The 21,624-nt window shown below is 46.3% G+C and carries 14 protein-coding genes, 3 tRNA genes and 3 rRNA genes; 15 read left to right on the top strand and 5 right to left on the bottom strand.

Annotated elements, in window-relative coordinates:
• Positions 1 to 39: 39 nt before the first annotated feature.
• The 3 genes from recQ (at position 40) to Vt282_RS13215 (ending at position 3,095) form a co-directional block, all read left to right on the top strand.
• Positions 40 to 1,878 carry an ATP-dependent DNA helicase RecQ gene (recQ, locus tag Vt282_RS13225; protein ID WP_162045333.1) on the top strand — a complete coding sequence of 613 codons (1,839 nt, stop codon included), beginning with the start codon at positions 40 to 42 and terminating at the stop codon, positions 1,876 to 1,878.
• Entirely contained in the window at positions 1,871 to 2,194 is a 324-nt protein-coding gene (locus Vt282_RS13220; RefSeq protein WP_162063596.1) for a DUF3630 family protein, read from the top strand. Before recQ ends, Vt282_RS13220 begins: the two co-directional genes overlap by 8 nt.
• Before the next feature lie 229 nt (positions 2,195 to 2,423).
• The gene (locus Vt282_RS13215; RefSeq protein WP_162045335.1) at positions 2,424 to 3,095 is read left to right on the top strand and encodes a 7-cyano-7-deazaguanine/7-aminomethyl-7-deazaguanine transporter; all 672 of its coding nucleotides are present in this window, start codon (positions 2,424 to 2,426) and stop codon (positions 3,093 to 3,095) included.
• 76 nt (positions 3,096 to 3,171) lie between these two features.
• Here Vt282_RS13215 and gppA read toward each other — a convergent pair whose 3' ends face one another.
• Both gppA and rhlB read right to left on the bottom strand, forming a co-directional pair.
• Positions 3,172 to 4,662: a guanosine-5'-triphosphate,3'-diphosphate diphosphatase gene (gppA, locus tag Vt282_RS13210; protein WP_162063595.1), complete on the bottom strand. Its 1,491-nt coding sequence runs from the start codon at positions 4,660 to 4,662 to the stop codon at positions 3,172 to 3,174.
• A 7-nt stretch (positions 4,663 to 4,669) separates the two neighbouring features.
• Positions 4,670 to 5,968, bottom strand: a complete 1,299-nt coding sequence (rhlB, locus tag Vt282_RS13205) for an ATP-dependent RNA helicase RhlB (RefSeq protein ID WP_162045337.1) — start codon at positions 5,966 to 5,968, stop codon at positions 4,670 to 4,672.
• Between the two features lie 111 nt (positions 5,969 to 6,079).
• Here rhlB and trxA point away from each other — a divergent pair, with 111 nt between their 5' ends.
• The 12 genes from trxA to Vt282_RS13145 all read left to right on the top strand — a co-directional run bounded on the left by trxA (position 6,080) and on the right by Vt282_RS13145 (position 17,716).
• On the top strand, positions 6,080 to 6,406 hold the full coding sequence (gene trxA, locus Vt282_RS13200) for a thioredoxin TrxA (protein WP_162045338.1): 327 nt from the start codon (positions 6,080 to 6,082) through the stop codon (positions 6,404 to 6,406).
• 206 nt (positions 6,407 to 6,612) lie between these two features.
• On the top strand, positions 6,613 to 7,872 hold the full coding sequence (gene rho / locus Vt282_RS13195; RefSeq protein ID WP_162045339.1) for a transcription termination factor Rho: 1,260 nt from the start codon (positions 6,613 to 6,615) through the stop codon (positions 7,870 to 7,872).
• Between the two features lie 103 nt (positions 7,873 to 7,975).
• Entirely contained in the window at positions 7,976 to 8,971 is a 996-nt protein-coding gene (locus Vt282_RS13190) for a hypothetical protein (protein ID WP_162063594.1), read from the top strand.
• 102 nt (positions 8,972 to 9,073) lie between these two features.
• Entirely contained in the window at positions 9,074 to 10,927 is a 1,854-nt protein-coding gene (ubiD, locus tag Vt282_RS13185) for a 4-hydroxy-3-polyprenylbenzoate decarboxylase (protein WP_162063593.1), read from the top strand.
• Positions 10,924 to 11,193: a 2Fe-2S iron-sulfur cluster-binding protein gene (locus tag Vt282_RS13180; protein WP_162063592.1), complete on the top strand. Its 270-nt coding sequence runs from the start codon at positions 10,924 to 10,926 to the stop codon at positions 11,191 to 11,193. Before ubiD ends, Vt282_RS13180 begins: the two co-directional genes overlap by 4 nt.
• Positions 11,194 to 11,206: 13 nt before the next feature.
• Entirely contained in the window at positions 11,207 to 11,920 is a 714-nt protein-coding gene (gene fre, locus Vt282_RS13175; RefSeq protein WP_162045343.1) for an NAD(P)H-flavin reductase, read from the top strand.
• A gap of 465 nt (positions 11,921 to 12,385) precedes the next feature.
• Positions 12,386 to 13,930: ribosomal RNA gene (locus Vt282_RS13170) — 16S ribosomal RNA — on the top strand.
• Between the two features lie 64 nt (positions 13,931 to 13,994).
• Positions 13,995 to 14,071 (top strand) — tRNA-Ile (locus Vt282_RS13165).
• Between the two features lie 42 nt (positions 14,072 to 14,113).
• Positions 14,114 to 14,189: transfer RNA gene (locus Vt282_RS13160), tRNA-Ala, on the top strand.
• 259 nt (positions 14,190 to 14,448) lie between these two features.
• Positions 14,449 to 17,327 (top strand): 23S ribosomal RNA (locus Vt282_RS13155).
• A gap of 153 nt (positions 17,328 to 17,480) precedes the next feature.
• Positions 17,481 to 17,595, top strand: a 5S ribosomal RNA gene (gene rrf / locus Vt282_RS13150).
• The 16S, 23S and 5S rRNA genes sit together here with 3 tRNA genes alongside, the layout of an rRNA operon.
• Positions 17,596 to 17,639: 44 nt before the next feature.
• Positions 17,640 to 17,716, top strand: a tRNA-Asp gene (locus tag Vt282_RS13145).
• Positions 17,717 to 18,480: 764 nt separating this feature from the next.
• Here Vt282_RS13145 and Vt282_RS13140 read toward each other — a convergent pair.
• From Vt282_RS13140 to Vt282_RS13130, 3 genes are read right to left on the bottom strand one after another with little or no spacing between them, the layout of a single operon-like run.
• Positions 18,481 to 19,662 carry a heme biosynthesis protein HemY gene (locus tag Vt282_RS13140; protein ID WP_162063591.1) on the bottom strand — a complete coding sequence of 394 codons (1,182 nt, stop codon included), beginning with the start codon at positions 19,660 to 19,662 and terminating at the stop codon, positions 18,481 to 18,483.
• Positions 19,662 to 20,879 (bottom strand): uroporphyrinogen-III C-methyltransferase, encoded by a 1,218-nt coding sequence (locus tag Vt282_RS13135; RefSeq protein WP_162063590.1) that lies wholly within the window; start codon positions 20,877 to 20,879, stop codon positions 19,662 to 19,664. Before Vt282_RS13135 ends, Vt282_RS13140 begins: the two co-directional genes overlap by 1 nt.
• Before the next feature lie 12 nt (positions 20,880 to 20,891).
• Positions 20,892 to 21,623, bottom strand: a complete 732-nt coding sequence (locus tag Vt282_RS13130) for a uroporphyrinogen-III synthase (RefSeq protein WP_162063589.1) — start codon at positions 21,621 to 21,623, stop codon at positions 20,892 to 20,894.
• Between the last annotated feature and the right edge of the window lies 1 nt (position 21,624).

Raw genomic sequence — 21,624 nt, 5'->3', positions numbered from 1 at the left:
ATGTGCCCCCAGCCTCATTCTTATAATTAGAGACATTCAATGACCTCAACGTTACTTGCTCAGTCAGACGAACAACAAATTGTTAGCGCCCAAAGTGTGCTTGAGCAGGTGTTCGGCTACCAAACTTTCCGTACAGGTCAGCAGCAAGTCATTGAATCGACGCTAGAGGGGCGTGATAGCTTGGTGATTATGCCAACCGGTGGTGGTAAATCATTGTGCTATCAGATCCCGGCATTAGTGCGTAGTGGCATTACTTTGGTGATCTCACCGCTGATTTCTCTGATGAAAGACCAAGTGGATCAGCTCAAAGCCAACGGTGTGGCGGCCGAGTGTGTAAACTCAACCATGTCACGTGAAGATCTCCTCTCAGTGTATAACCGCATGCATTCAGGTCAGCTAAAGCTGGTTTATGTTTCACCTGAGCGAGTATTGATGCGTGATTTTATTGAGCGTTTAGAAAGTCTGCCGCTTAGCATGATTGCGGTCGATGAAGCGCACTGTATTTCGCAATGGGGCCACGATTTTCGCCCGGAATATGCAGCACTGGGTCAGCTAAAGCAGTATTTTCCTCATGTGCCTTTTATGGCGCTGACAGCTACCGCTGATGATGCCACACGTAAAGACATTACTAGTCGCTTGCAGCTTAACGATCCTCATATCTATTTAGGCAGTTTTGATCGCCCAAATATTCGCTACACCTTACTGGAAAAGCACAAGCCGGTATCGCAGATCGTGCGTTATCTCGATACACAGAAAGGCAATTGCGGCATCATTTACTGCGGTAGCCGTAAGAAAGTGGAAATGCTGACCGAGAAGCTGTGCAATAACCATATTCGAGCAGCGAGTTACCATGCTGGTATGGATGCCGATGAACGTGCGTATGTACAAGAAGCGTTTCAACGTGATGATATTCAGATCGTGGTGGCTACCGTTGCTTTTGGTATGGGGATTAACAAACCGAACGTTCGCTTTGTGGTGCATTTTGATATTCCACGTAATATCGAGTCTTACTACCAAGAAACCGGACGTGCGGGGCGTGATGGACTGCCAGCGGAAGCGATGATGCTTTATGATCCAGCTGATATTGGTTGGCTGCGCCGTATGTTGGATGAAAAAGATGAGGGGCCGCAAAAACAAGTAGAAGCGCATAAGCTCAATGCAATGAGCGCTTTTGCTGAAGCGCAAACCTGTCGTCGCCAGGTGCTACTGAACTATTTTGGTGAATATCGAGACAAGCCATGTGGTAACTGCGATATCTGCTTAGATCCACCAAAACATTTTGATGCAACTCAAGAGGCGCAAAAAGCGTTGTCTTGTGTCTACCGAGTTAACCAAAGCTTCGGTATTGGCTATGTGGTGGAAGTGTTGCGTGGTATGCAAAATATTCGTATTCGAGAGCAAGGCCATGACAAGCTCTCAACCTATGGTTTAGGGCGAGACCATAGCCATGATTATTGGGTGAGTATCTTCCGTCAGCTGATTCATAAAGGACTGCTGTTCCAAAACATTACTCGTAATTCGACCTTGCAGTTAACCGAAGAAGCGCGCCCTTTGCTGCGTGGTGAAATGAGTTTAGAGCTCGCGGTGCCGCGTCTGGATACCGCAGTTCGAGCTGCGAAGTCAGACAAACTGACCAGTAAAAACTACGATAAAAAGCTGTTTGCTAAATTGCGTAAGCTGCGTAAGTCGATTGCTGATGAAGATGGCTTGCCGCCGTATGTGGTATTTAGTGATGCCACGCTAATCGACATGGCAGAAATTCTGCCTACCTCTTACGGCGAAATGTTGGCAGTCAGCGGTGTTGGGCAGCGCAAACTGGAGAAATACGCTGATCCATTTTTAGATTTGATTCAGGAGCACATCACGCATCATGGTTAAACCACAAAAGGATTTTGGCTTGATTGATTATCAGGCAGAGCAGGGAAGAATTATTGTTCGTGCTCCAAGTTTTGATTTTGATTCGTTTCCGGCTCTAGGCGAGCGTTTGGTTGCCACTCTATCGGCTCGAGTGATTGAAAAGCAGTGCGATGCCGATATTCATTCATGGTTGATTGATTTTGAAGACACTCAACTGTTTCTCAAAGCTGAGCACTATAGTGAGAGTATGTGGTTAGAAACGCTGGCGGGTAGCGATAATCGTGAAGAATTGAATTATTTAGCCAGCCTGTTTCGTGCTGAGTTTGACGCCAACTAAACACGTATTTTGGTGAAAAATCACCACAAGTTAAAAGCAACTTGCAGCATAAATTGGTTAATGTATAATCGCCGACCTTGCTGATTAGCACTCTATTTATTCGCTAACAGCACTTTTATGTTTAACATTGTTGGTAAGAGTTGATTTTATGTCTCGTCCGAACAGGATGAGTATGGAATTGATTCGATTTGGGTTCCCTCACCCCCAAACCAAACTAAAAAGGTATCGCATGAGTAACTTTACCCCTGCGCAGCAGCGCAACGCCCTTTTCTATCTAGTTCTGTTTCACCTGATCATCATTGCATCAAGTAACTACCTAGTTCAGCTACCATTTACCATCATGGGTTTTCATACCACATGGGGTGCATTCACTTTTCCATTTATTTTTCTGGCAACTGATCTAACCGTACGTATTTTCGGTGCTCAACTTGCACGCAAAATCATTTTCTTGGTAATGCTTCCAGCGTTGGCGGTTTCTTACGCCTTATCAGTACTGTTCTTTGAAGGTCAGTTCCAAGGTTTTGCTCATTTGGGTGAATTTAACCTATTTGTGGCGCGTATTGCGATCGCAAGTTTTATGGCTTACTTGCTAGGCCAAATCATGGATGTGCACGTATTTAACCGTCTACGCCAAATGAAACAGTGGTGGGTAGCGCCTACCTGTTCGACTTTGTTCGGTAATGCGTTGGACACTATCGCTTTCTTCGCTATTGCTTTCTACCAAAGCCCAGATCCATTCATGGCAGAGCATTGGATGGAAATTGCATTCGTCGACTACGGTTTCAAACTCGTGATTAGTTTGGGTCTGTTTGTTCCTATGTACGGTGTGCTGCTTAACTACTTAGTAAGAAAGCTGACTGCTTCCAACCCGGATTTCAAGATGGTTGGCGCAAACAACTAAGTTCGCCTAACGAGTTGGTGTGAGGAATAAAAAAGCCCGAGATTCAATGCTCGGGCTTTATTGTATCTGCTGTTAGCTACTGGCTAATAATGGTTAACGGCCAACCAATGTCACTTTGGCGGTTGGCTTCAATCTCAAGCTCGGCTGCAGTTAGAGGGTTCTCTTGTAGCCAGTCAGCACTGATCGTCAGTTCGAGTTTATCGCCTTCTGATTGCAACGTGACTTGTGGTTCAAGAGCTGGGTTGCGACGATGTGTTAATAGCACGGCCAATCGCAATAAACGCAATACACGTTTAGCACTAGTGCCAGAGATTGCGTGTTGTTCTGGCAGTGAGGTTAACTGTTCACGGTAACGGCGAGTTAATTCCGCCAGCAAGTGTTTTTGGGCGCGAGTGTAGCCAGGTAAATCTAAATGACGCAGTAGGTAGGCGCTATGCTCACCACCTTTTTTGAAATCTATAGTCAGGCCAATCTCGTGCAGTTTTGCCGCGGTATTGAGTAATACCTTAGCTTGTGATTCTACTAGCCAATCAGTTTGGCATTGTTCCAGTAGGCGAGTGGCAAGTGTGGCTACTTGTTCGCCATAAGCATGGTCAATTTGATAGCGATGTTGCACGCTGGTAATGGTGCGTGCTCGAATGTCATCTTGTTTAAGCTCATCGACCATTTCATACACTAAGCCTTCACGCAAAGCGCCGCCAGCGAGAGTCATTGATTCAATCTCAAGCAATTCAAAGATCGCAATCAGAATTGAAAGTCCACTAGGGAAAACCAGTGCGCGCTCAAGAGTCAGGCCTGCAATTTCTAACTCTTCCAAATGGTCAGCTAGCATGGCTTGTTTCTGTAGACGTTTTAGTTTGGCATGAGTAATCACCTCATCCATACCTTGCGCCAACATAATTTCTTGCAGTGCTTGGACAGTGCCTGAAGCACCAACACACACATCCCAGCCCAATTGAGTGTATTGCGCTAAGATCGGCTGCAAAGTGTCTTTGGCTGCAGCAATGGCCTGATTAAAATTATCGAGGTTTAATTGGCGGTCTTTGAAATGACGTTCAAGCCAAGTCACACAACCCATTTTCAGGCTAGTAAGTGCCTTAGCTTCAAAGCCTTCACCGATAATAAGCTCGGTACTAGCACCGCCAATATCAACCACTAAACGACGACCACAACCACCAGAAGTGTGCGCCACTCCTTTATAGATTGTTGCCGCCTCTTCTTCACCACAGATCACTTCAATCTTATGGCCAAGAATTTGATTGGCTGTGGCTAAAAAGACATCCACATTGGTGGCGGTACGCAGGGTCGCGGTGCCAACAATGCGAATGTTTTCTGTAGGAATATCTTGTAGTCGTTCAGCAAACAGACTCAAGCAGTCCCATCCTCTTTGCATGGCTTCTTGGCTTAAAACGTTATTCTCGTTTAACCCAGCAGCAAGGCGTACCTTGCGCTTAATTTTAGCCATGGTTTGAACGCTGCCATCAATATGACGCACAACGAGCATATGAAAACTGTTCGACCCGAGATCGATAGCAGCGTATAGCGGAGAAGGGACGGCTTGGCTCATAAACGACTTAAGAATCCTTTTGCTGACGTGGACGAGAGCGATTTGGTTTGCGGTTTCCGTTGCGCGCACCACCTGTATTGGTACGACGCTGTTGTGGATTGCGCGTACGTAGACGAATCGGCGCTGGCAAATCTTGGATTAGCGCTGATGAATCGTAGTCTGACACTGGAATTGCGTGTTCGATGTACTCTTCGATCGCTGGTAGGTTGATCGCGTATTGCTCACAAGCAAAGCTGATCGAGTGACCACTTGCGCCCGCGCGGCCAGTACGGCCAATGCGGTGAACATAGTCTTCACAGTCGTCAGGTAGATCGTAGTTAAAGACGTGAGTTACTTGTGGAATATGTAGACCACGTGCTGCAACGTCAGTTGCCACTAATAGATCCACCTCACCTTGAGTGAATTGCTCAAGAATGCGCTCACGTTTTTTCTGTGGAACGTCACCAGTAAGTAGACCTACACGGTGTTTATCAGCCGCAAGGTGACCCCAAATTGATTCGCACACGTGTTTGGTGTTAGCAAATACGATCGCGCGATCTGGCCATTCTTCTTCGATTAGCGTTTGTAGCAGAGCCATTTTATCTTCATTCGAAGGGTAGAACAGTTCTTCTTGAATGCGGTGACCTGTTTTTTGTTCAGGCTCAACCACAACCGACTCTGGCTCATTCATGTGTTCAAATGCTAACTCTTGCACGCGGTATGAAAGCGTTGCTGAGAATAGCATGTTCAAACGATCTTTTGGCTCAGGCATACGGCGGAACAAGAAACGAATGTCTTTAATAAAGCCAAGGTCAAACATACGATCCGCTTCATCTAATACCACTGCTTGAATGTGGTTTAGATTGAATACACGCTGTTTGTAGAAGTCGATAATGCGACCAGTCGTACCGATCAGAATATCGACCCCTTGCTCTAACTTCGCTAATTGCTTGTCGTAGCTTTCGCCGCCATAAGCTAATGCCGCTTTGATTCCCGTGCTGGCAATCAAGCTATCGGCATCGTTATAGATCTGAATCGCAAGTTCACGCGTAGGAGCCATAATAATCGCTCGTGGTTGCGTTGGCTTACGACCTTCAATCTCTGGCGTAGTCAATAAGTGGTTAAAAGTAGCAGTAAGGAACGCTAGCGTCTTACCAGTGCCCGTTTGGGCCTGGCCTGCGATGTCACGGCCGGAGAGCAGTACCGGCAGCGCCTGAGCTTGGATAGGGGTACAAAATTCGAACCCTTTTTGCTCCAAACCCTTTATAACTTGGGGTTGTAGCCCCAAATCGGCGAACTTTTGCTCTGTGATGTGCGTCTTCTTCATTGCTATAGAATATCAGCTTAAGCTTGCAATACGAAAGTAAATACATTCCAATAGGGCATCTCAATACTGGTTATCATCCAACCAGTTCCGAAAAACACAGTGGAGTGGAAGATGAGTGATAAGATTTTGCAGCTAACTGATGAAGGTTTTGAAAACGACGTAATCAATGCTGCAGGCCCAGTTCTTGTTGATTTTTGGGCAGAGTGGTGTGGTCCTTGTAAGATGATTGCGCCGATTCTTGACGAAATCGCAGATGAGTACGAAGGCAAACTCACTATCGGTAAACTGAATATCGACCAAAACGCAGGTACTCCGCCTAAATTTGGTATTCGTGGTATTCCAACGTTGCTTCTATTTAAAGATGGCAACGTAGCAGCAACCAAAGTGGGTGCGCTATCGAAAACTCAGCTAAAAGAGTTCTTGGACGCTAACCTATAACTCGCTGTATAAATAAGACCGTGCATTTAGATACAATGCGCGGTTTTGTTTTTTGAACGGAAACAAAAGATAGACTAGGCTATATTTTAGTGCTAATTTATCGCACGTTAATTAAACAGAATTCTCTTCTTGGTCGATCCTGAGACCATATTCCATCTAACTTAAAAACAACAGATCCTATTTTGACTAAACAAGCATCTACCACCATGAATCTTACAGAACTGAAGAACAGACCTGTTTCAGATCTTGTTAAACTTGGCGAAAGCTTAGGTCTAGAAAACCTTGCTCGTCTAAGAAAACAAGACATCATCTTCGCTATTCTAAAAGCTCACGCAAAAAGCGGTGAAGACATTTTTGGCGACGGCGTACTGGAAATTCTTCAAGACGGTTTTGGTTTCCTTCGTAGTGCAGACAGTTCTTACCTAGCTGGTCCTGACGATATTTACGTTTCTCCAAGCCAAATTCGTCGCTTTAACTTACGTACTGGTGACTCTATTGCCGGAAAAATTCGTCCACCAAAAGATGGTGAGCGCTACTTTGCCCTGCTAAAAGTCAATACAGTAAATGATGACAAGCCAGATAACGCTCGAAATAAGATCCTGTTCGAAAACTTAACGCCATTGCATGCAAATGAGCGTATGGTGATGGAACGTGGTAATGGTTCTACTGAAGATATCACAGCTCGTGTACTCGACCTTGCATCACCTATCGGTAAAGGTCAGCGTGGTCTGATTGTAGCTCCGCCAAAAGCGGGTAAAACAATGTTGCTACAAAACATCGCGCAAAGTATCGCTTATAACCACCCTGAGTGTGTGTTGATGGTTCTTCTAATCGACGAACGTCCTGAAGAAGTAACAGAAATGCAACGCCTAGTGAAAGGTGAAGTTGTTGCATCGACATTCGATGAGCCAGCGTCTCGTCACGTACAAGTGGCTGAAATGGTAATTGAAAAAGCAAAACGTCTAGTTGAACATAAGAAAGACGTAGTTATCCTGCTTGACTCGATCACTCGTCTAGCTCGTGCATACAACACCGTCGTACCTTCATCTGGTAAAGTACTAACTGGTGGTGTGGATGCGAACGCTCTACATCGTCCAAAACGTTTCTTCGGTGCAGCACGTAACGTAGAAGAAGGCGGTAGCTTAACTATCATCGCAACAGCGCTAGTTGATACTGGTTCTAAGATGGACGAAGTAATTTACGAAGAGTTTAAAGGTACAGGTAACATGGAACTGCACCTAAACCGTAAGATTGCTGAAAAACGTGTATTCCCAGCGATTGATTTCAACCGCTCAGGTACTCGTCGCGAAGAGCTACTGACTAAGACTGATGAGCTACAGAAGATGTGGATTCTACGTAAGATTGTTCACCCAATGGGCGAAACTGATGCGATGGAATTCCTAATCGATAAGCTCGCAATGACTAAGACTAACGATGAATTCTTTGATGCAATGCGTCGTCAGTAATTAAATCAATACGCTAACGCCACCGAATATCACGGTGGCGTTTTTGTTTGCATTCTTTGTAGTGCCGCTGCACAATGATGAAGAATGTTACAAGGAGGTTAACATGCAACAAGGAATGTTGTCGTCGCTTCTCCTGTCTTTATTGCTAGCGTTAGGAGCGCCGCAAGTTGCTGCCACGTCGATGACTCCAGAGCGAGTTGAGTTATGGCGTCAAAGTGATCACATGCAGGCAAAGGTTGCCGAACTACTGCAATACGTCATGGAAGATAAAACCGATATACTGAGTTTTTCTCTCGAGCGTTTAGCTTTCCCACAACAAGAAGTTGCCCGCTATCTTTTGCTGCAAAAGCTAGAGCAGCAAGAGCTTATCCTTACGCCTAAAATGGCGATATTTGTTGAGCAACAAAAAGCCATGGTACCCACTTATCAAGTGATTGAAATGGGTGATGGTTATGAGTTCACAACCCCTGCATTTAACTATCCTGCGATTGCAAGCCGTCTATTAAAGCGTTGGCATCAAGATCAGTCGGTGCTTGAGTTTGTTATGCAAGCAGAGAGGCAACAACTTGATTTACAGCAATGGCTATCAGGCAGTAATTATCAAAAACAAGCGCGTGAGCAATTATTACTGAGAGAACTTGATAGTTTATCTCCTGAAGCGGTGCGCTATCTGGGCCAGCAATTAACGGATAAGGTCGTGGTTAGTTGGTTGCCTTCACCGCAGGTGATGGTGCGTCTTGCGCAAGTGAGTGAAGACCCAGCGGTGTACAAACTATTGTGGCTGATGAAAGCGAGCTTCTATAGTGAAGAGGAAATTCGCCGTTTGGGCTCTGTGGCCGATCCATTTGCGATTGAGCAATTAATGGCAGCAGCACACAACCCGAGTTTAAGTGAGCTTGCTATCACCCAACTCGTTGGGATTAAACCTATGACTTTGGCGGTTGAAGAGTTTTTGATTGCGAAAATGGGTAGCAAAGATGACGCTCCTTTTGTCGCCCGTCAGTTGCTCGAACAGGGTTATTCAACTTGGTTGACCGAGTTGGCAAGCAGCGATAACCGAGTCAAGCGCAATCAAATTCTCAGCGTTCTTAGCCAATAATGTTTGTTTAATGCCATTCATAATACCCACATAATAAACAGGGATCGTCAATTTCGGTTTTTTGATATACTGCCTGCAGTTTAACCAGCCAATAGAAGAGTTATGAGTTGTAAGGACTTACGCGATTTTATCCACCTGTTAGAGCAACAAGGTAAATTAAAACGCATTACTCACCCGATAGACCCTCATTATGAAATGACGGAAATTAGTGACCGAACTTTACGTGCGGGCGGTCCGGCATTGCTATTTGAAAACCCAATTGGCTACGACTACCCAGTGCTGACCAACTTGTTTGGTACGGCAGAGCGTGTGGCGATGGGGATGGGGCGTAGTGAAGTAAAAGAGCTACGCGAAGTGGGTAAGCTATTGGCTTATCTTAAAGAGCCGGAGCCACCCAAAGGCTTTAAAGATGCACTGGAAAAGCTACCGCTGTTTAAACAAGTGCTGCATATGCCGGCCAAAAGGTTACGTAATGCGCCATGCCAGCAAATTGTTTGGCAAGGTGATGAGGTTGATCTTGATAAAATTCCGGTGATGAGTTGCTGGCAAGATGACGTAGCTCCGCTGCTAACTTGGGGCTTAACTGTCACTAAAGGTCCAAATAAGAAACGCCAAAATCTCGGTATTTATCGCCAGCAGAAATTGGGTAAAAACAAAATTATCATGCGCTGGCTCGCCCATCGTGGCGGCGCTCTTGATCTACGAGACTGGATGGAAACGCATCCGGGACAGCCATTCCCGGTGTCAGTTGCTTTCGGTGCGGATCCGGCAACAATTCTTGGCGCAGTGACGCCGGTTCCAGATACGCTATCGGAATATGCCTTTGCAGGGTTACTGCGTGGCAGTCGCACAGAAGTGGTGAAGTCGATTAGTAATGACCTTGAGGTCCCGGCAAGTGCTGAAATGGTGCTTGAAGGCTATATCGATCCAAATGAGTTCGCAGATGAAGGCCCTTATGGTGATCATACTGGCTACTATAACGAAAAAGAGAAGCACCACGTTTTCACTATTACGCACATTACCATGCGTGAAAAACCGATTTATCACAGCACCTATACAGGGCGTCCGCCGGATGAGCCAGCGGTATTAGGTGTGGCGCTTAACGAAGTGTTTGTGCCAATTTTGCAAAAGCAATTTCCTGAGATTGAAGATTTCTATCTACCTCCGGAAGGCTGCTCTTACCGCATGGCAGTAGTCACGATGAAGAAGCAGTACCCAGGTCATGCTAAGCGCGTAATGATGGGGGTATGGTCTTTCTTGCGTCAGTTTATGTATACCAAATACGTTATCGTATGTGATGAATCGGTGAATGCGCGTGATTGGCGAGAAGTAACCAAAGCGATGACGGAACATATGGATCCGGTACGTGACACGTTGATGATTGAGAATACACCAATCGATTCGCTTGATTTTGCTTCCCCGGTGGTAGGGTTAGGTTCCAAGATGGGGCTAGATGCGACCATTAAATGGGATGCTGAGTTAGCACTTACTCACTCTGTGACGAAATCGGAATTGTTTGATAGCCAAGCGATATTGGCGCAACTCAAACGAGATATTCCAAGTCTGTTAGATATTCATCTTCCGGAAGGTGCGCATACAGGACAGATGGTGTTGTTGTCGATAGATAAGCAGAACGTTGGAGAAGGGCGTGAAGCGATTCAAGCGGTTTGGTCCCAGCTCGAAGCTTATGTCGATCCGAAATTTGTGATTGTGTGCGATGATGATGTCAACATTCGTGATTGGAATGATGTTATCTGGGCGGTGACCACTCGTATGGATCCTGCTCGTGATAGCTTGCTTTATAAAGAGGCCGTGTCCGGAGTGAGCCGCATGGCATGGGATGCGACCAATAAACTGGGTAACGAAAAACTCAGAGAGTGGGGCATTCCGATTAAGAAAGACCCTGAATTGGTGGCAAAAATCGATGCTATTTGGCATCAATTAGGCATCGCATGACACATAAGGTCAGGTTACTGCCAAGTCAGGTAGAGTTTGAAGTCCCACAAGGACAAACGGTGTTAGAAGCGGCGCTCAACAATAACATAAGCTTTCCTCACCGTTGCCAAGTGGGCGCATGTGCAATGTGCATGTGTAAAAAAGTCACTGGAGAAGTCAGCTATCAACTGGAACCCATGTTGACTGAACAAGAACAACAACAAGGCTGGATATTTCCCTGTCTAGCTCATACAGAAAGTCATTTAGTCCTTACTTTTGAAGAGTAAGTGAGAGGAACCCATGAGTATTCAATGTAAAGTAAAGTCAATTGAGCCTTTGGCGGCTAATACTTATCGCATTCTGCTACATCCTGAAAATCCGGTACCGTTCAAAGCGGGTCAGTATTTGATGGTGGTAATGGGTGAGAAAGATAAGCGTCCTTTTTCTATTGCGAGTAGCCCTTGTCGTCATGAGGGTGAACTTGAGCTTCACATTGGTGCTGCTGAGCACAATGCTTATGCGTTAGAAGTGGTTGAAGCAATGCGAGTGGCACTAGCCGATGGTTCGTGTGTCGCAATTGATGCACCGCATGGTAATGCGTGGGTTCAAGAAGAGAGTGAACGACCACTATTACTTATTGCTGGTGGCACTGGCTTTAGTTATGTACGTTCGATTCTCGATCATTGCATCGCCCAAAACATCCCTAACCCTATCTACCTGTATTGGGGAGCTCGAGATCGCAGCCAGCTATACGCAAAAGCGGAACTCAAACAGATCGCTGCTAAGCATGGTAACGTGCACTTTATTCCTGTTGTGGAAGATGCACCAGAAGATTGGCAAGGTAAAAGCGGTAATGTGCTGCAAGCGATTAGTGAGGATTTTGAGTCGCTAGCAGAGTTTGATATCTATATCGCTGGTCGTTTTGAAATGGCAGGTGCAGCTCGAGAACAATTCACTCAAAATAAACAAGCTCGCAGTGAACGAATGTTTGCTGATGCTTATGCTTTCATATAAATATCCAGATACTTGCGACAAAGAAGAGGGTTAAATGCCCTCTTTTTTGTCTTTTTGATGCTTATTTAATCGAACGATCTGTTTTTGGTGTTTTTTTGCAAAAAACAGTTGCCAATAAGATTCATCTCCCTATAATGCGCTTCCACTGACACAGCAGACGCCACAAGGCTTCAGCGTTAGTCAGAGAGGTTGAAACTTCTGAGAAAATTAATTGAAAAAAGTGTTTGACTCTTTCAATTATCTCGTTAGAATTCACCTCCGCTTTGAGAGAAAAGTTCAAAGCAAAGCTCTTTAACAATATAAACCTATCAATCTGTGTGGGCACTCGTTGATGATAATCCAATTAGAAGCTTAGGCTTCAAATTGATTTCAATGAACTGAGTGACCAATCGATACTTAGTATCGGCACAGTCAATTCAACATTACTAGGTAATGTAATCAGTATTCATTGAGTCACAAAATCTTAAATTGAAGAGTTTGATCATGGCTCAGATTGAACGCTGGCGGCAGGCCTAACACATGCAAGTCGAGCGGCAGCGACAACATTGAACCTTCGGGGGATTTGTTGGGCGGCGAGCGGCGGACGGGTGAGTAATGCCTAGGAAATTGCCCTGATGTGGGGGATAACCATTGGAAACGATGGCTAATACCGCATGATGCCTACGGGCCAAAGAGGGGGACCTTCGGGCCTCTCGCGTCAGGATATGCCTAGGTGGGATTAGCTAGTTGGTGAGGTAAGGGCTCACCAAGGCGACGATCCTAGCTGGTCTGAGAGGATGATCAGCCACACTGGAACTGAGACACGGTCCAGACTCCTACGGGAGGCAGCAGTGGGGAATATTGCACAATGGGCGCAAGCCTGATGCAGCCATGCCGCGTGTATGAAGAAGGCCTTCGGGTTGTAAAGTACTTTCAGTCGTGAGGAAGGTTCATGCGTTAATAGCGTATGGATTTGACGTTAGCGACAGAAGAAGCACCGGCTAACTCCGTGCCAGCAGCCGCGGTAATACGGAGGTGCGAGCGTTAATCGGAATTACTGGGCGTAAAGCGCATGCAGGTGGTTAGTTAAGTCAGATGTGAAAGCCCGGGGCTCAACCTCGGAATTGCATTTGAAACTGGCTGACTAGAGTACTGTAGAGGGTAGAATTTCAGGTGTAGCGGTGAAATGCGTAGAGATCTGAAGGAATACCGGTGGCGAAGGCGGCCCCCTGGACAGATACTGACACTCAGATGCGAAAGCGTGGGGAGCAAACAGGATTAGATACCCTGGTAGTCCACGCCGTAAACGATGTCTACTTGGAGGTTGTGGCCTTGAGCCGTGGCTTTCGGAGCTAACGCGTTAAGTAGACCGCCTGGGAGTACGGTCGCAAGATTAAAACTCAAATGAATTGACGGGGGCCCGCACAAGCGGTGGAGCATGTGGTTTAATTCGATGCAACGCGAAGAACCTTACCTACTCTTGACATCCATAGAACTTAGCAGAGATGCTTTGGTGCCTTCGGGAACTATGAGACAGGTGCTGCATGGCTGTCGTCAGCTCGTGTTGTGAAATGTTGGGTTAAGTCCCGCAACGAGCGCAACCCTTATCCTTGTTTGCCAGCGAGTAATGTCGGGAACTCAGGAGACTGCCGGTGATAAACCGGAGGAAGGTGGGGACGACGTCAAGTCATCATGGCCCTTACGAGTAGGGCTACACACGTGCTACAATGGCGTATACAGAGGGCTGCCAACTCGCGAGAGTGAGCGAATCCCAAAAAGTACGTCGTAGTCCGGATTGGAGTCTGCAACTCGACTCCATGAAGTCGGAATCGCTAGTAATCGTGGATCAGAATGCCACGGTGAATACGTTCCCGGGCCTTGTACACACCGCCCGTCACACCATGGGAGTGGGCTGCAAAAGAAGTGGGTAGTTTAACCTTCGGGAGGACGCTCACCACTTTGTGGTTCATGACTGGGGTGAAGTCGTAACAAGGTAGCGCTAGGGGAACCTGGCGCTGGATCACCTCCTTATACGATGATTATTGCGATGAGTGTTCACACAGATTGATGGTTTATAAAGTTTAGAGACGATACTGGGTCTGTAGCTCAGGTGGTTAGAGCGTTCGCCTGATAAGCGAGAGGTCGGTGGTTCGAGTCCACTCAGACCCACCAATCTTCCTTCCCAAGAAGATTGGCACACAGTATCAACAAGATGGGGCTATAGCTCAGCTGGGAGAGCGCCTGCCTTGCACGCAGGAGGTCTGCGGTTCGATCCCGCATAGCTCCACCATCTTTAAGGGTTTTTCCTTAAGAATCTTTAAAAATGGTTTCATTAGAAATCTAGCTCTTTAACAATTTGGAAAGCTGACAAAACAACAATTTATTGTTGTTTGTAAAGTTCTCAAAGTATTCATTTATTGAATACAACTAAAAACACATTCAAGTGTTCTTGGAATTTGAGTCCGGCAAAATCGAGTCTGCATCATGTATAAAAATTGCAGACAACTTTGGTGATTTGATTATCAACTCGAAACTCCTTCGGGTTGTATGGTTAAGTGACTAAGCGTACACGGTGGATGCCTTGGCAGTCAGAGGCGATGAAGGACGTATTAACTTGCGATAAGCCCAGATTAGGCAGTAAAAGCCACTTGAGTCTGGGATTTCCGAATGGGGAAACCCACTTACATAAGTAAGTATCGCTACGTGAATACATAGCGTAGCGAGGCGAACCGGGGGAACTGAAACATCTAAGTACCCCGAGGAAAAGAAATCAACCGAGATTCCGAAAGTAGCGGCGAGCGAAATTGGACTAGCCCTTAAGCTTTACACGCGTTAGACGAACGGTCTGGAAAGTCCGACGATACAGGGTGATAGTCCCGTAGTTGACGATGTGTGTTCAGTGAAATCGAGTAGGGCGGGACACGTGTTATCCTGTCTGAATATGGGGGGACCATCCTCCAAGGCTAAATACTACTGACTGACCGATAGTGAACCAGTACCGTGAGGGAAAGGCGAAAAGAACCCCTGTGAGGGGAGTGAAATAGAACCTGAAACCGTGTACGTACAAGCAGTAGGAGCACCTTCGTGGTGTGACTGCGTACCTTTTGTATAATGGGTCAGCGACTTATATTCAGTGGCAAGGTTAACCATCTAGGGGAGCCGTAGGGAAACCGAGTCTTAACTGGGCGTTCAGTCTCTGGATATAGACCCGAAACCAGGTGATCTAGCCATGGGCAGGTTGAAGGTTGAGTAACATCAACTGGAGGACCGAACCGACTAATGTTGAAAAATTAGCGGATGACTTGTGGCTAGGGGTGAAAGGCCAATCAAACCTGGAGATAGCTGGTTCTCCCGAAAGCTATTTAGGTAGCGCCTCGGACGAATACTACTGGGGTAGAGCACTGTTAAGGCTAGGGGTCATCCCGACTTACCAACCCTTTGCAAACTCGAATACCAGTAAGTACTATCCGGGAGACACACGGCGGGTGCTAACGTCCGTCGTGGAGAGAAACAACCCAGACCGCCAGCTAAGGTCCCAAATTATAGCTAAGTGGGAAACGATGTGGGAAGGCTTAGACAGCTAGGATGTTGGCTTAGAAGCAGCCATCATTTAAAGAAAGCGTAATAGCTCACTAGTCGAGTCGGCCTGCGCGGAAGATGTAACGGGGCTAAGCTATAAACCGAAGCTGCGGCAATAACTTTTAGTTATTGGGTAGGGGAGCGTTCTGTAAGCCGTTGAAGGTGTGTTGTAAAGCATGCTGGAGGTATCAGAAGTGCGAATGCTGACATGAGTAACGATAAAGGGGGTGAAAAACCTCCTCGCCGGAAGACCAAGGGTTCCTGTCCAACGTTAATCGGGGCAGGGTAAGTCGACCCCTAAGGCGAGGCCGAAAGGCGTAGTCGATGGGAAACGGGTTAATATTCCCGTACTTCTTACAATTGCGATGGGGGGACGGAGAAGGCTAGGTGGGCCTGGCGACGGTTGTCCAGGTTCAAGTGCGTAGGCTTAAGAGTTAGGTAAATCCGGCTCTTTCTAAGGCTGAGACACGACGTCGAGCTACTACGGTAGTGAAGTCATTGATGCCATGCTTCCAGGAAAAGCCTCTAAGCTTCAGATTGTAAGGAATCGTACCCCAAACCGACACAGGTGGTCGGGTAGAGAATACCAAGGCGCTTGAGAGAACTCGGGTGAAGGAACTAGGCAAAATGGTACCGTAACTTCGGGAGAAGGTACGCTCTTGACGGTGAAGTCCCTTGCGGATGGAGCTATTGAGAGTCGCAGATACCAGGTGGCTGCAACTGTTTATTAAAACACAGCACTGTGCAAAATCGTAAGATGACGTATACGGTGTGACGCCTGCCCGGTGCCGGAAGGTTAATTGATGGGGTTAGACTTCGGTCGAAGCTCTTGATCGAAGCCCGGTAAACGGCGGCCGTAACTATAACGGTCCTAAGGTAGCGAAATTCCTTGTCGGGTAAGTTCCGACCTGCACGAATGGCGTAATGATGGCCACGCTGTCTCCACCCGAGACTCAGTGAAATTGAAATCGCTGTGAAGATGCAGTGTACCCGCGGCTAGACGGAAAGACCCCGTGAACCTTTACTACAGCTTGGCACTGAACATTGACCCTACATGTGTAGGATAGGTGGGAGGCTTTGAAGCAAGTACGCCAGTATTTGTGGAGCCGTCCTTGAAATACCACCCTTGTAGTGTTGATGTTCTAACGTCGACCCTAATCGGGGTTACGGACAGTGCCTGGTGGGTAGTTTGACTGGGGCGGTCTCCTCCCAAAGAGTAACGGAGGAGCACGAAGGTGGGCTAATCACGGTTGGACATCGTGAGGTTAGTGCAATGGCATAAGCCCGCTTAACTGCGAGAATGACGGTTCGAGCAGGTGCGAAAGCAGGTCATAGTGATCCGGTGGTTCTGAATGGAAGGGCCATCGCTCAACGGATAAAAGGTACTCCGGGATAACAGGCTGATACCGCCCAAGAGTTCATATCGACGGCGGTGTTTGGCACCTCGATGTCGGCTCATCACATCCTGGGGCTGAAGTCGGTCCCAAGGGTATGGCTGTTCGCCATTTAAAGTGGTACGCGAGCTGGGTTTAGAACGTCGTGAGACAGTTCGGTCCCTATCTGCCGTGGGCGTTGGAGAATTGAAAGGGGCTGCTCCTAGTACGAGAGGACCGGAGTGGACGAACCTCTGGTGTTCGGGTTGTGTCGCCAGACGCATTGCCCGGTAGCTAAGTTCGGAATCGATAACCGCTGAAAGCATCTAAGCGGGAAGCGAGCCTTGAGATGAGTTCTCCCTGATACTTTAAGTATCCTAAAGGGTTGTCGGAGACTACGACGTTGATAGGTCAGGTGTGTAAGTGCTGTGAGGCATTGAGCTAACTGATACTAATTGCCCGTGAGGCTTAACCATACAACACCCAAGGGGTTTGATTGGACTCAAATAGAACATTGAATGTGTAGAACTGAAAACAGCTTTCCGAATTATTCGATTTGCAAGCAAATCTCACCTGAAGGGCCGCACTAAAGTGCGTTTGAATTTGCGAGCAAATTGATAAAGAATTTGCTTGGCGACCATAGCGATTTGGACCCACCTGATTCCATGCCGAACTCAGAAGTGAAACGAATTAGCGCCGATGGTAGTGTGGGGCTTCCCATGTGAGAGTAGGACATCGCCAGGCTTTAAATTATGAACACTTGTCAGCGACGACAAGTAGTCCACTGCGGAGTGGTAGTTCAGTTGGTTAGAATACCGGCCTGTCACGCCGGGGGTCGCGGGTTCGAGTCCCGTCCACTCCGCCATTTATTTAACCCGATGCGAAAGCGTCGGGTTTTTTAATATCTGAAGAAAAGTTCCTTTTGCAAAGGAATCGAGTCCCGCGGGATTGCCAGTCCAACCGCTCCGCCGCTTATTGTAAAGCCCTCACGAGGCGTGTCCGCAAGAAATAGCAGAGCGTTTTCACATTCTGTGAAAATGAACTTGGAACGCTCAATATCTAAAATCTCTTGCTCTATTTTGTCGGTGAGCTTTTGGAACAACCAGCCTAAATTTCTCAGTATTCTGTCCATTCCTATAAAGCTAATAGACCCCATACTCTCTCTAATGCAGCAGTATCAGTAGGTATACTAGCTACTGCAATAATCAAAATGACAAGGCCGCATCGCTGCAAGCGTTCTTGTTAATGCCGCACGCCGAAATACACTGATGATGATTAGCACAACTAAGCATTTTAGCTATGCCGGTTTGGTTTATCTAAGTTCAAACTATCGTCTCACCACAACTGACGAATCGAATAAATCAGCCATAAAAAACAATAGTGAAGGCAACTTAATAGAGGTGAATGGTTTTAATTGATGCGCTAAAGACGGATAGCGAGCGACTAAGACTTGTGTTTATGTTAGGTATCAACAGCCAATTGCTGGCTAGTTAAGGATTGGCCAATCACTACTTAGTACACGGGGCTTGAGTATGAGTTGATAGAATCGTTTTAGCTGATTCGCGATATGTATTTTTGGCATAAAAAAAGCCGACCATTAGGTCGGCTTTATAATCTTTAACGGTCAGATTACTTACTACTTACCAAAGTGAGCGCTTTCTTCGAGACTTCATGAGCTGCTTTATTAAAATTTTGCTTCTCTAGTGAATCAGCGAGATAAGCATAATCAGAGACACTTGAGCGTTGTGCTAAGGCTTTTTCAAAGTGCTGCTGCGCCTCTGACCATTTCTGTCCGCGCAAATGAAATTGTGCAAGAGCACTATGCGCTTCAGCATTGTTGGCATCTTTACGTAATGCATCTTCTAAAAATACGATTGCAGGATGACTATCCGCCAAGTTTAATTCAGGCAACAGCTTGTAGAGGTCGGCATTTGGATGCTTTTTCAATGTTTCTTTGATGATGGTAAAGGCGGTATCGTCTGCTTTACGACTGATTAATTGACGACTGAAGCATTCGACTAAATGTAAGTCGGTCTTGGTCTTGCGTGATAGGGTGTTCCAATATTGAATCAACCCCTCACTGCCTTTTTGTTCTGCGATTTCTGTTAACAAGCCACATTGTGCTCGTTGCTCTAAAAGATTTTGCTCTTCTTTAGTGATCAGCTTTGTTTTCACAAGTTTTGGTAGCAGTTCTAATAGTTGTTGCCAAAGCTTGAGTTCAGCGTAGACGGTTTTGAGAAGATTTAATACCACAACGTTATTTGGGTAATCGCTCTTCAGATCAGAAAGAGTGGTATAAGCGGCTTCAAACTGGGCTTCACGCAATTGCTGCTTAGCACGGGTTAATTCAACCGCAAGGCGAGCATCTTTTTGCTCAAGAGCCAACTTCAGATAATGATCTCGTTTGTTTGCATCGCCTTGGCCTTGTGCCGCTTCTGAAGCGACTAAATAACACAATAACGGCATATCATGATGATTTGCCCAACGAGTCACTTTTTTCTCTGCTTCTTTGAAGTCGCCTTCTAACAGTTTGATGATGCCTTCATTCGTGTAACGACGTGAGCGACGCATTTTACGCACACTAAAGTAGTTCCATGTTGCAGAACTCGCATAGAACACTTTCTTAACTAGGTACTCTAATGCAAACAGTGCCGCTAGTGCTGCAATGACAAAAATCACTAAAGTTGTGACACTCATTTCAATGGTTTTGTTGGCAATTGAAATCAGCACGTAGCCTTGTTGCCCGGAGTATTCGCTACCAACGTAAAGGCCGGCACCTAAAACAACAAAAAGGAAAATCAGTCGAAACATTATTTTTCCTCCGAACCAATGGTCGTTACTTCGCGGCGTAAGCGATCACGAATAACGTCAGAGAGAATCTGTTGCGTTTCCAGTTTAACCGGATATTCAACTTGCACATTTTGTTCACTGAGTTGATTAAGTGATTTATTGAATTCTTTAACTGCGTTGCTCTGTTGATCAAAGAATGAGAAAGACCACTCTTGTGCGGTTGTGAGCGCTGCATCGTAAAGCGCCTCTTGCTCGACATACACCGCTTTGATTGCTGTTTCGAGTTTCGCTTTCATATTTTCTTTAAGATAGAAAGTTTGCTCAGGTGATAACAATGGAATGATATTGCCGTCACGAGTACGGAAAGTAATGAAGTTTTCCGAGAAGTCTTTTAATGAGGTTTTTAGGTTTTGTTGCCAGTCATCGATGTTTTGCGACACTTGTTGCGGCTCTTCAGCTTGAGCTTCAGGCAAAATGGCATTAGCAAGTGGCAAACTATCCACTTGCTGTTGTAGAGCCGTTAAACGCAGCACTAAGCCATCACGGTCGATCAGTGGTACCGATTTAAGTTGAGTAATGTCTTTCGCCATTGATTTGCGTAGTGGTACCAGGCTTGGATCATTGAGTGCAGCGATACGTTGATCGGCGCTTTCCATGAGTTGCGTTGCGCTTTCAACATCATGTTCTAAGAACAGTTTACGCCCTGCCAGTTTTACGAGGTAATCCGCTTCCGCGAGTAGCCAATCATTAGGACGACGACCTTTTACGTCAGCAATTGCCAGTTGTAGGCTCTCAATGCTCTTATGCTGCTGCGCTAACAGAGTTTCGGTGTGGACAGCCATCTCATTGGCTTTAGCAAGAGTGGCTTGTTCCGCTGCTGTTACTTTGCTACTCATCGACGATTCTGCTTGGGCTAACTGGTTACGTAGCGCATCGATCTGCGCTTGGTATTGCGCATCCTTTTGTTGCATGTGGAATGTCAGACCACCACCAAATAAAATCGAGAGTACGATAGCAATCGCACCCAGTTTAACGCCGCGTTTGCCTTGTTTCTCTTCGAGTTGAGCAGGCTGTTCGGTTTTTTGAGTCTCAGCTGCCGACGAATTTTCCTTTGCTTTAGTTTCAGGCTTCGTCTCTGCTTTGGTAGGGGAGGTTGATTCAACACTGGTGCTGGTAGTGGGTGTTGAGTCGTTTTTGTTCTCTGATTCAACCTGATCGTTATTGTTTTTACTTGTCATTTTTTCGTCCTGTTATTTTGGCCAGAGAGTTGCCAATAATTCTTGGTTTGAAGCACTTCCTGTATTGACGACGTTATGGAAGCCAACGCGCCGCGCTTCAATCGCTATGCGTTCACTTGGAACAAACAGCTCTAAACTAAAAATCCAATCCCGATATTGCGGTGTTATCTGTTCAACAAAGAAATTTAGTTGTCCCGAACTGGTAATAATTAACTGCTTAATTTGCTTATCTTGCCAGAAAGGCACCACAATTTCTGAGTGGAATGCGAGGTTTTCTCGTTTATACACTTCACAGTATTCGACTTTTGCCCCCCTATCTACAAGAGTGTTGAAAATCAGTTCTCGCCCGCCATTGCCTCTGAGAATGACAACGGTTTGCTGCGAAACGTGCGCCAATTGTGGCATTTGCAGTAAATGTTCGCTGTCACTTATCTCTGGGTAGTCTACTTTCTGTTGGCTACGTTTGCTTAAAAACTGCGCAGATTTTTGACCGACGGCAAGGTAGATAGCGCTTTGGGGCCACTGGGTTTGCAAATCAGTCAAAACATGATGCGCATATTCTGTGGCATGTTGGCTAACCGCAATAATAATATCGGCTCGCTTAAGTATAGAAGCTAAGCTGGAGAGGTTCTCCCCAGCTTGCATAGTGATGAGAGGGTGATGAATCGCTTCAATGCCCTTCAGAGCAAGTTGTTGGCATAATGCTTGGCCTTGTTCTCCTGGGCGAGTCACCAAAACTGCCATA

Source organism: Vibrio taketomensis (assembly GCF_009938165.1).
Lineage (GTDB): Bacteria > Pseudomonadota > Gammaproteobacteria > Enterobacterales > Vibrionaceae > Vibrio > Vibrio taketomensis.
The sequence above is the reverse complement of the archived record's forward strand: the minus strand, read 5'-3'. Positions and strand labels throughout refer to the sequence as shown.

Bases quoted from the DNA above. Each gene is read 5' to 3' on its own strand.
- recQ (WP_162045333.1), top strand. From the start codon at position 40: ATGACCTCAACGTTACTTGCTCAGTCAGACGAACAACAAATTGTTAGC.
- fre (WP_162045343.1), top strand. From the start codon at position 11,207: ATGAGTATTCAATGTAAAGTAAAGTCAATTGAGCCTTTGGCGGCTAAT.
- Vt282_RS13215 (WP_162045335.1), top strand. From the start codon at position 2,424: ATGAGTAACTTTACCCCTGCGCAGCAGCGCAACGCCCTTTTCTATCTA.
- rho (WP_162045339.1), top strand. From the start codon at position 6,613: ATGAATCTTACAGAACTGAAGAACAGACCTGTTTCAGATCTTGTTAAA.
- Vt282_RS13130 (WP_162063589.1), bottom strand. From the start codon at position 21,623: ATGGCAGTTTTGGTGACTCGCCCAGGAGAACAAGGCCAAGCATTATGC.
- ubiD (WP_162063593.1), top strand. From the start codon at position 9,074: ATGAGTTGTAAGGACTTACGCGATTTTATCCACCTGTTAGAGCAACAA.
- trxA (WP_162045338.1), top strand. From the start codon at position 6,080: ATGAGTGATAAGATTTTGCAGCTAACTGATGAAGGTTTTGAAAACGAC.
- Vt282_RS13220 (WP_162063596.1), top strand. From the start codon at position 1,871: ATGGTTAAACCACAAAAGGATTTTGGCTTGATTGATTATCAGGCAGAG.
- Vt282_RS13140 (WP_162063591.1), bottom strand. From the start codon at position 19,662: ATGTTTCGACTGATTTTCCTTTTTGTTGTTTTAGGTGCCGGCCTTTAC.
- Vt282_RS13180 (WP_162063592.1), top strand. From the start codon at position 10,924: ATGACACATAAGGTCAGGTTACTGCCAAGTCAGGTAGAGTTTGAAGTC.
- Vt282_RS13135 (WP_162063590.1), bottom strand. From the start codon at position 20,879: ATGACAAGTAAAAACAATAACGATCAGGTTGAATCAGAGAACAAAAAC.
- Vt282_RS13190 (WP_162063594.1), top strand. From the start codon at position 7,976: ATGCAACAAGGAATGTTGTCGTCGCTTCTCCTGTCTTTATTGCTAGCG.
- gppA (WP_162063595.1), bottom strand. From the start codon at position 4,662: ATGAGCCAAGCCGTCCCTTCTCCGCTATACGCTGCTATCGATCTCGGG.
- rhlB (WP_162045337.1), bottom strand. From the start codon at position 5,968: ATGAAGAAGACGCACATCACAGAGCAAAAGTTCGCCGATTTGGGGCTA.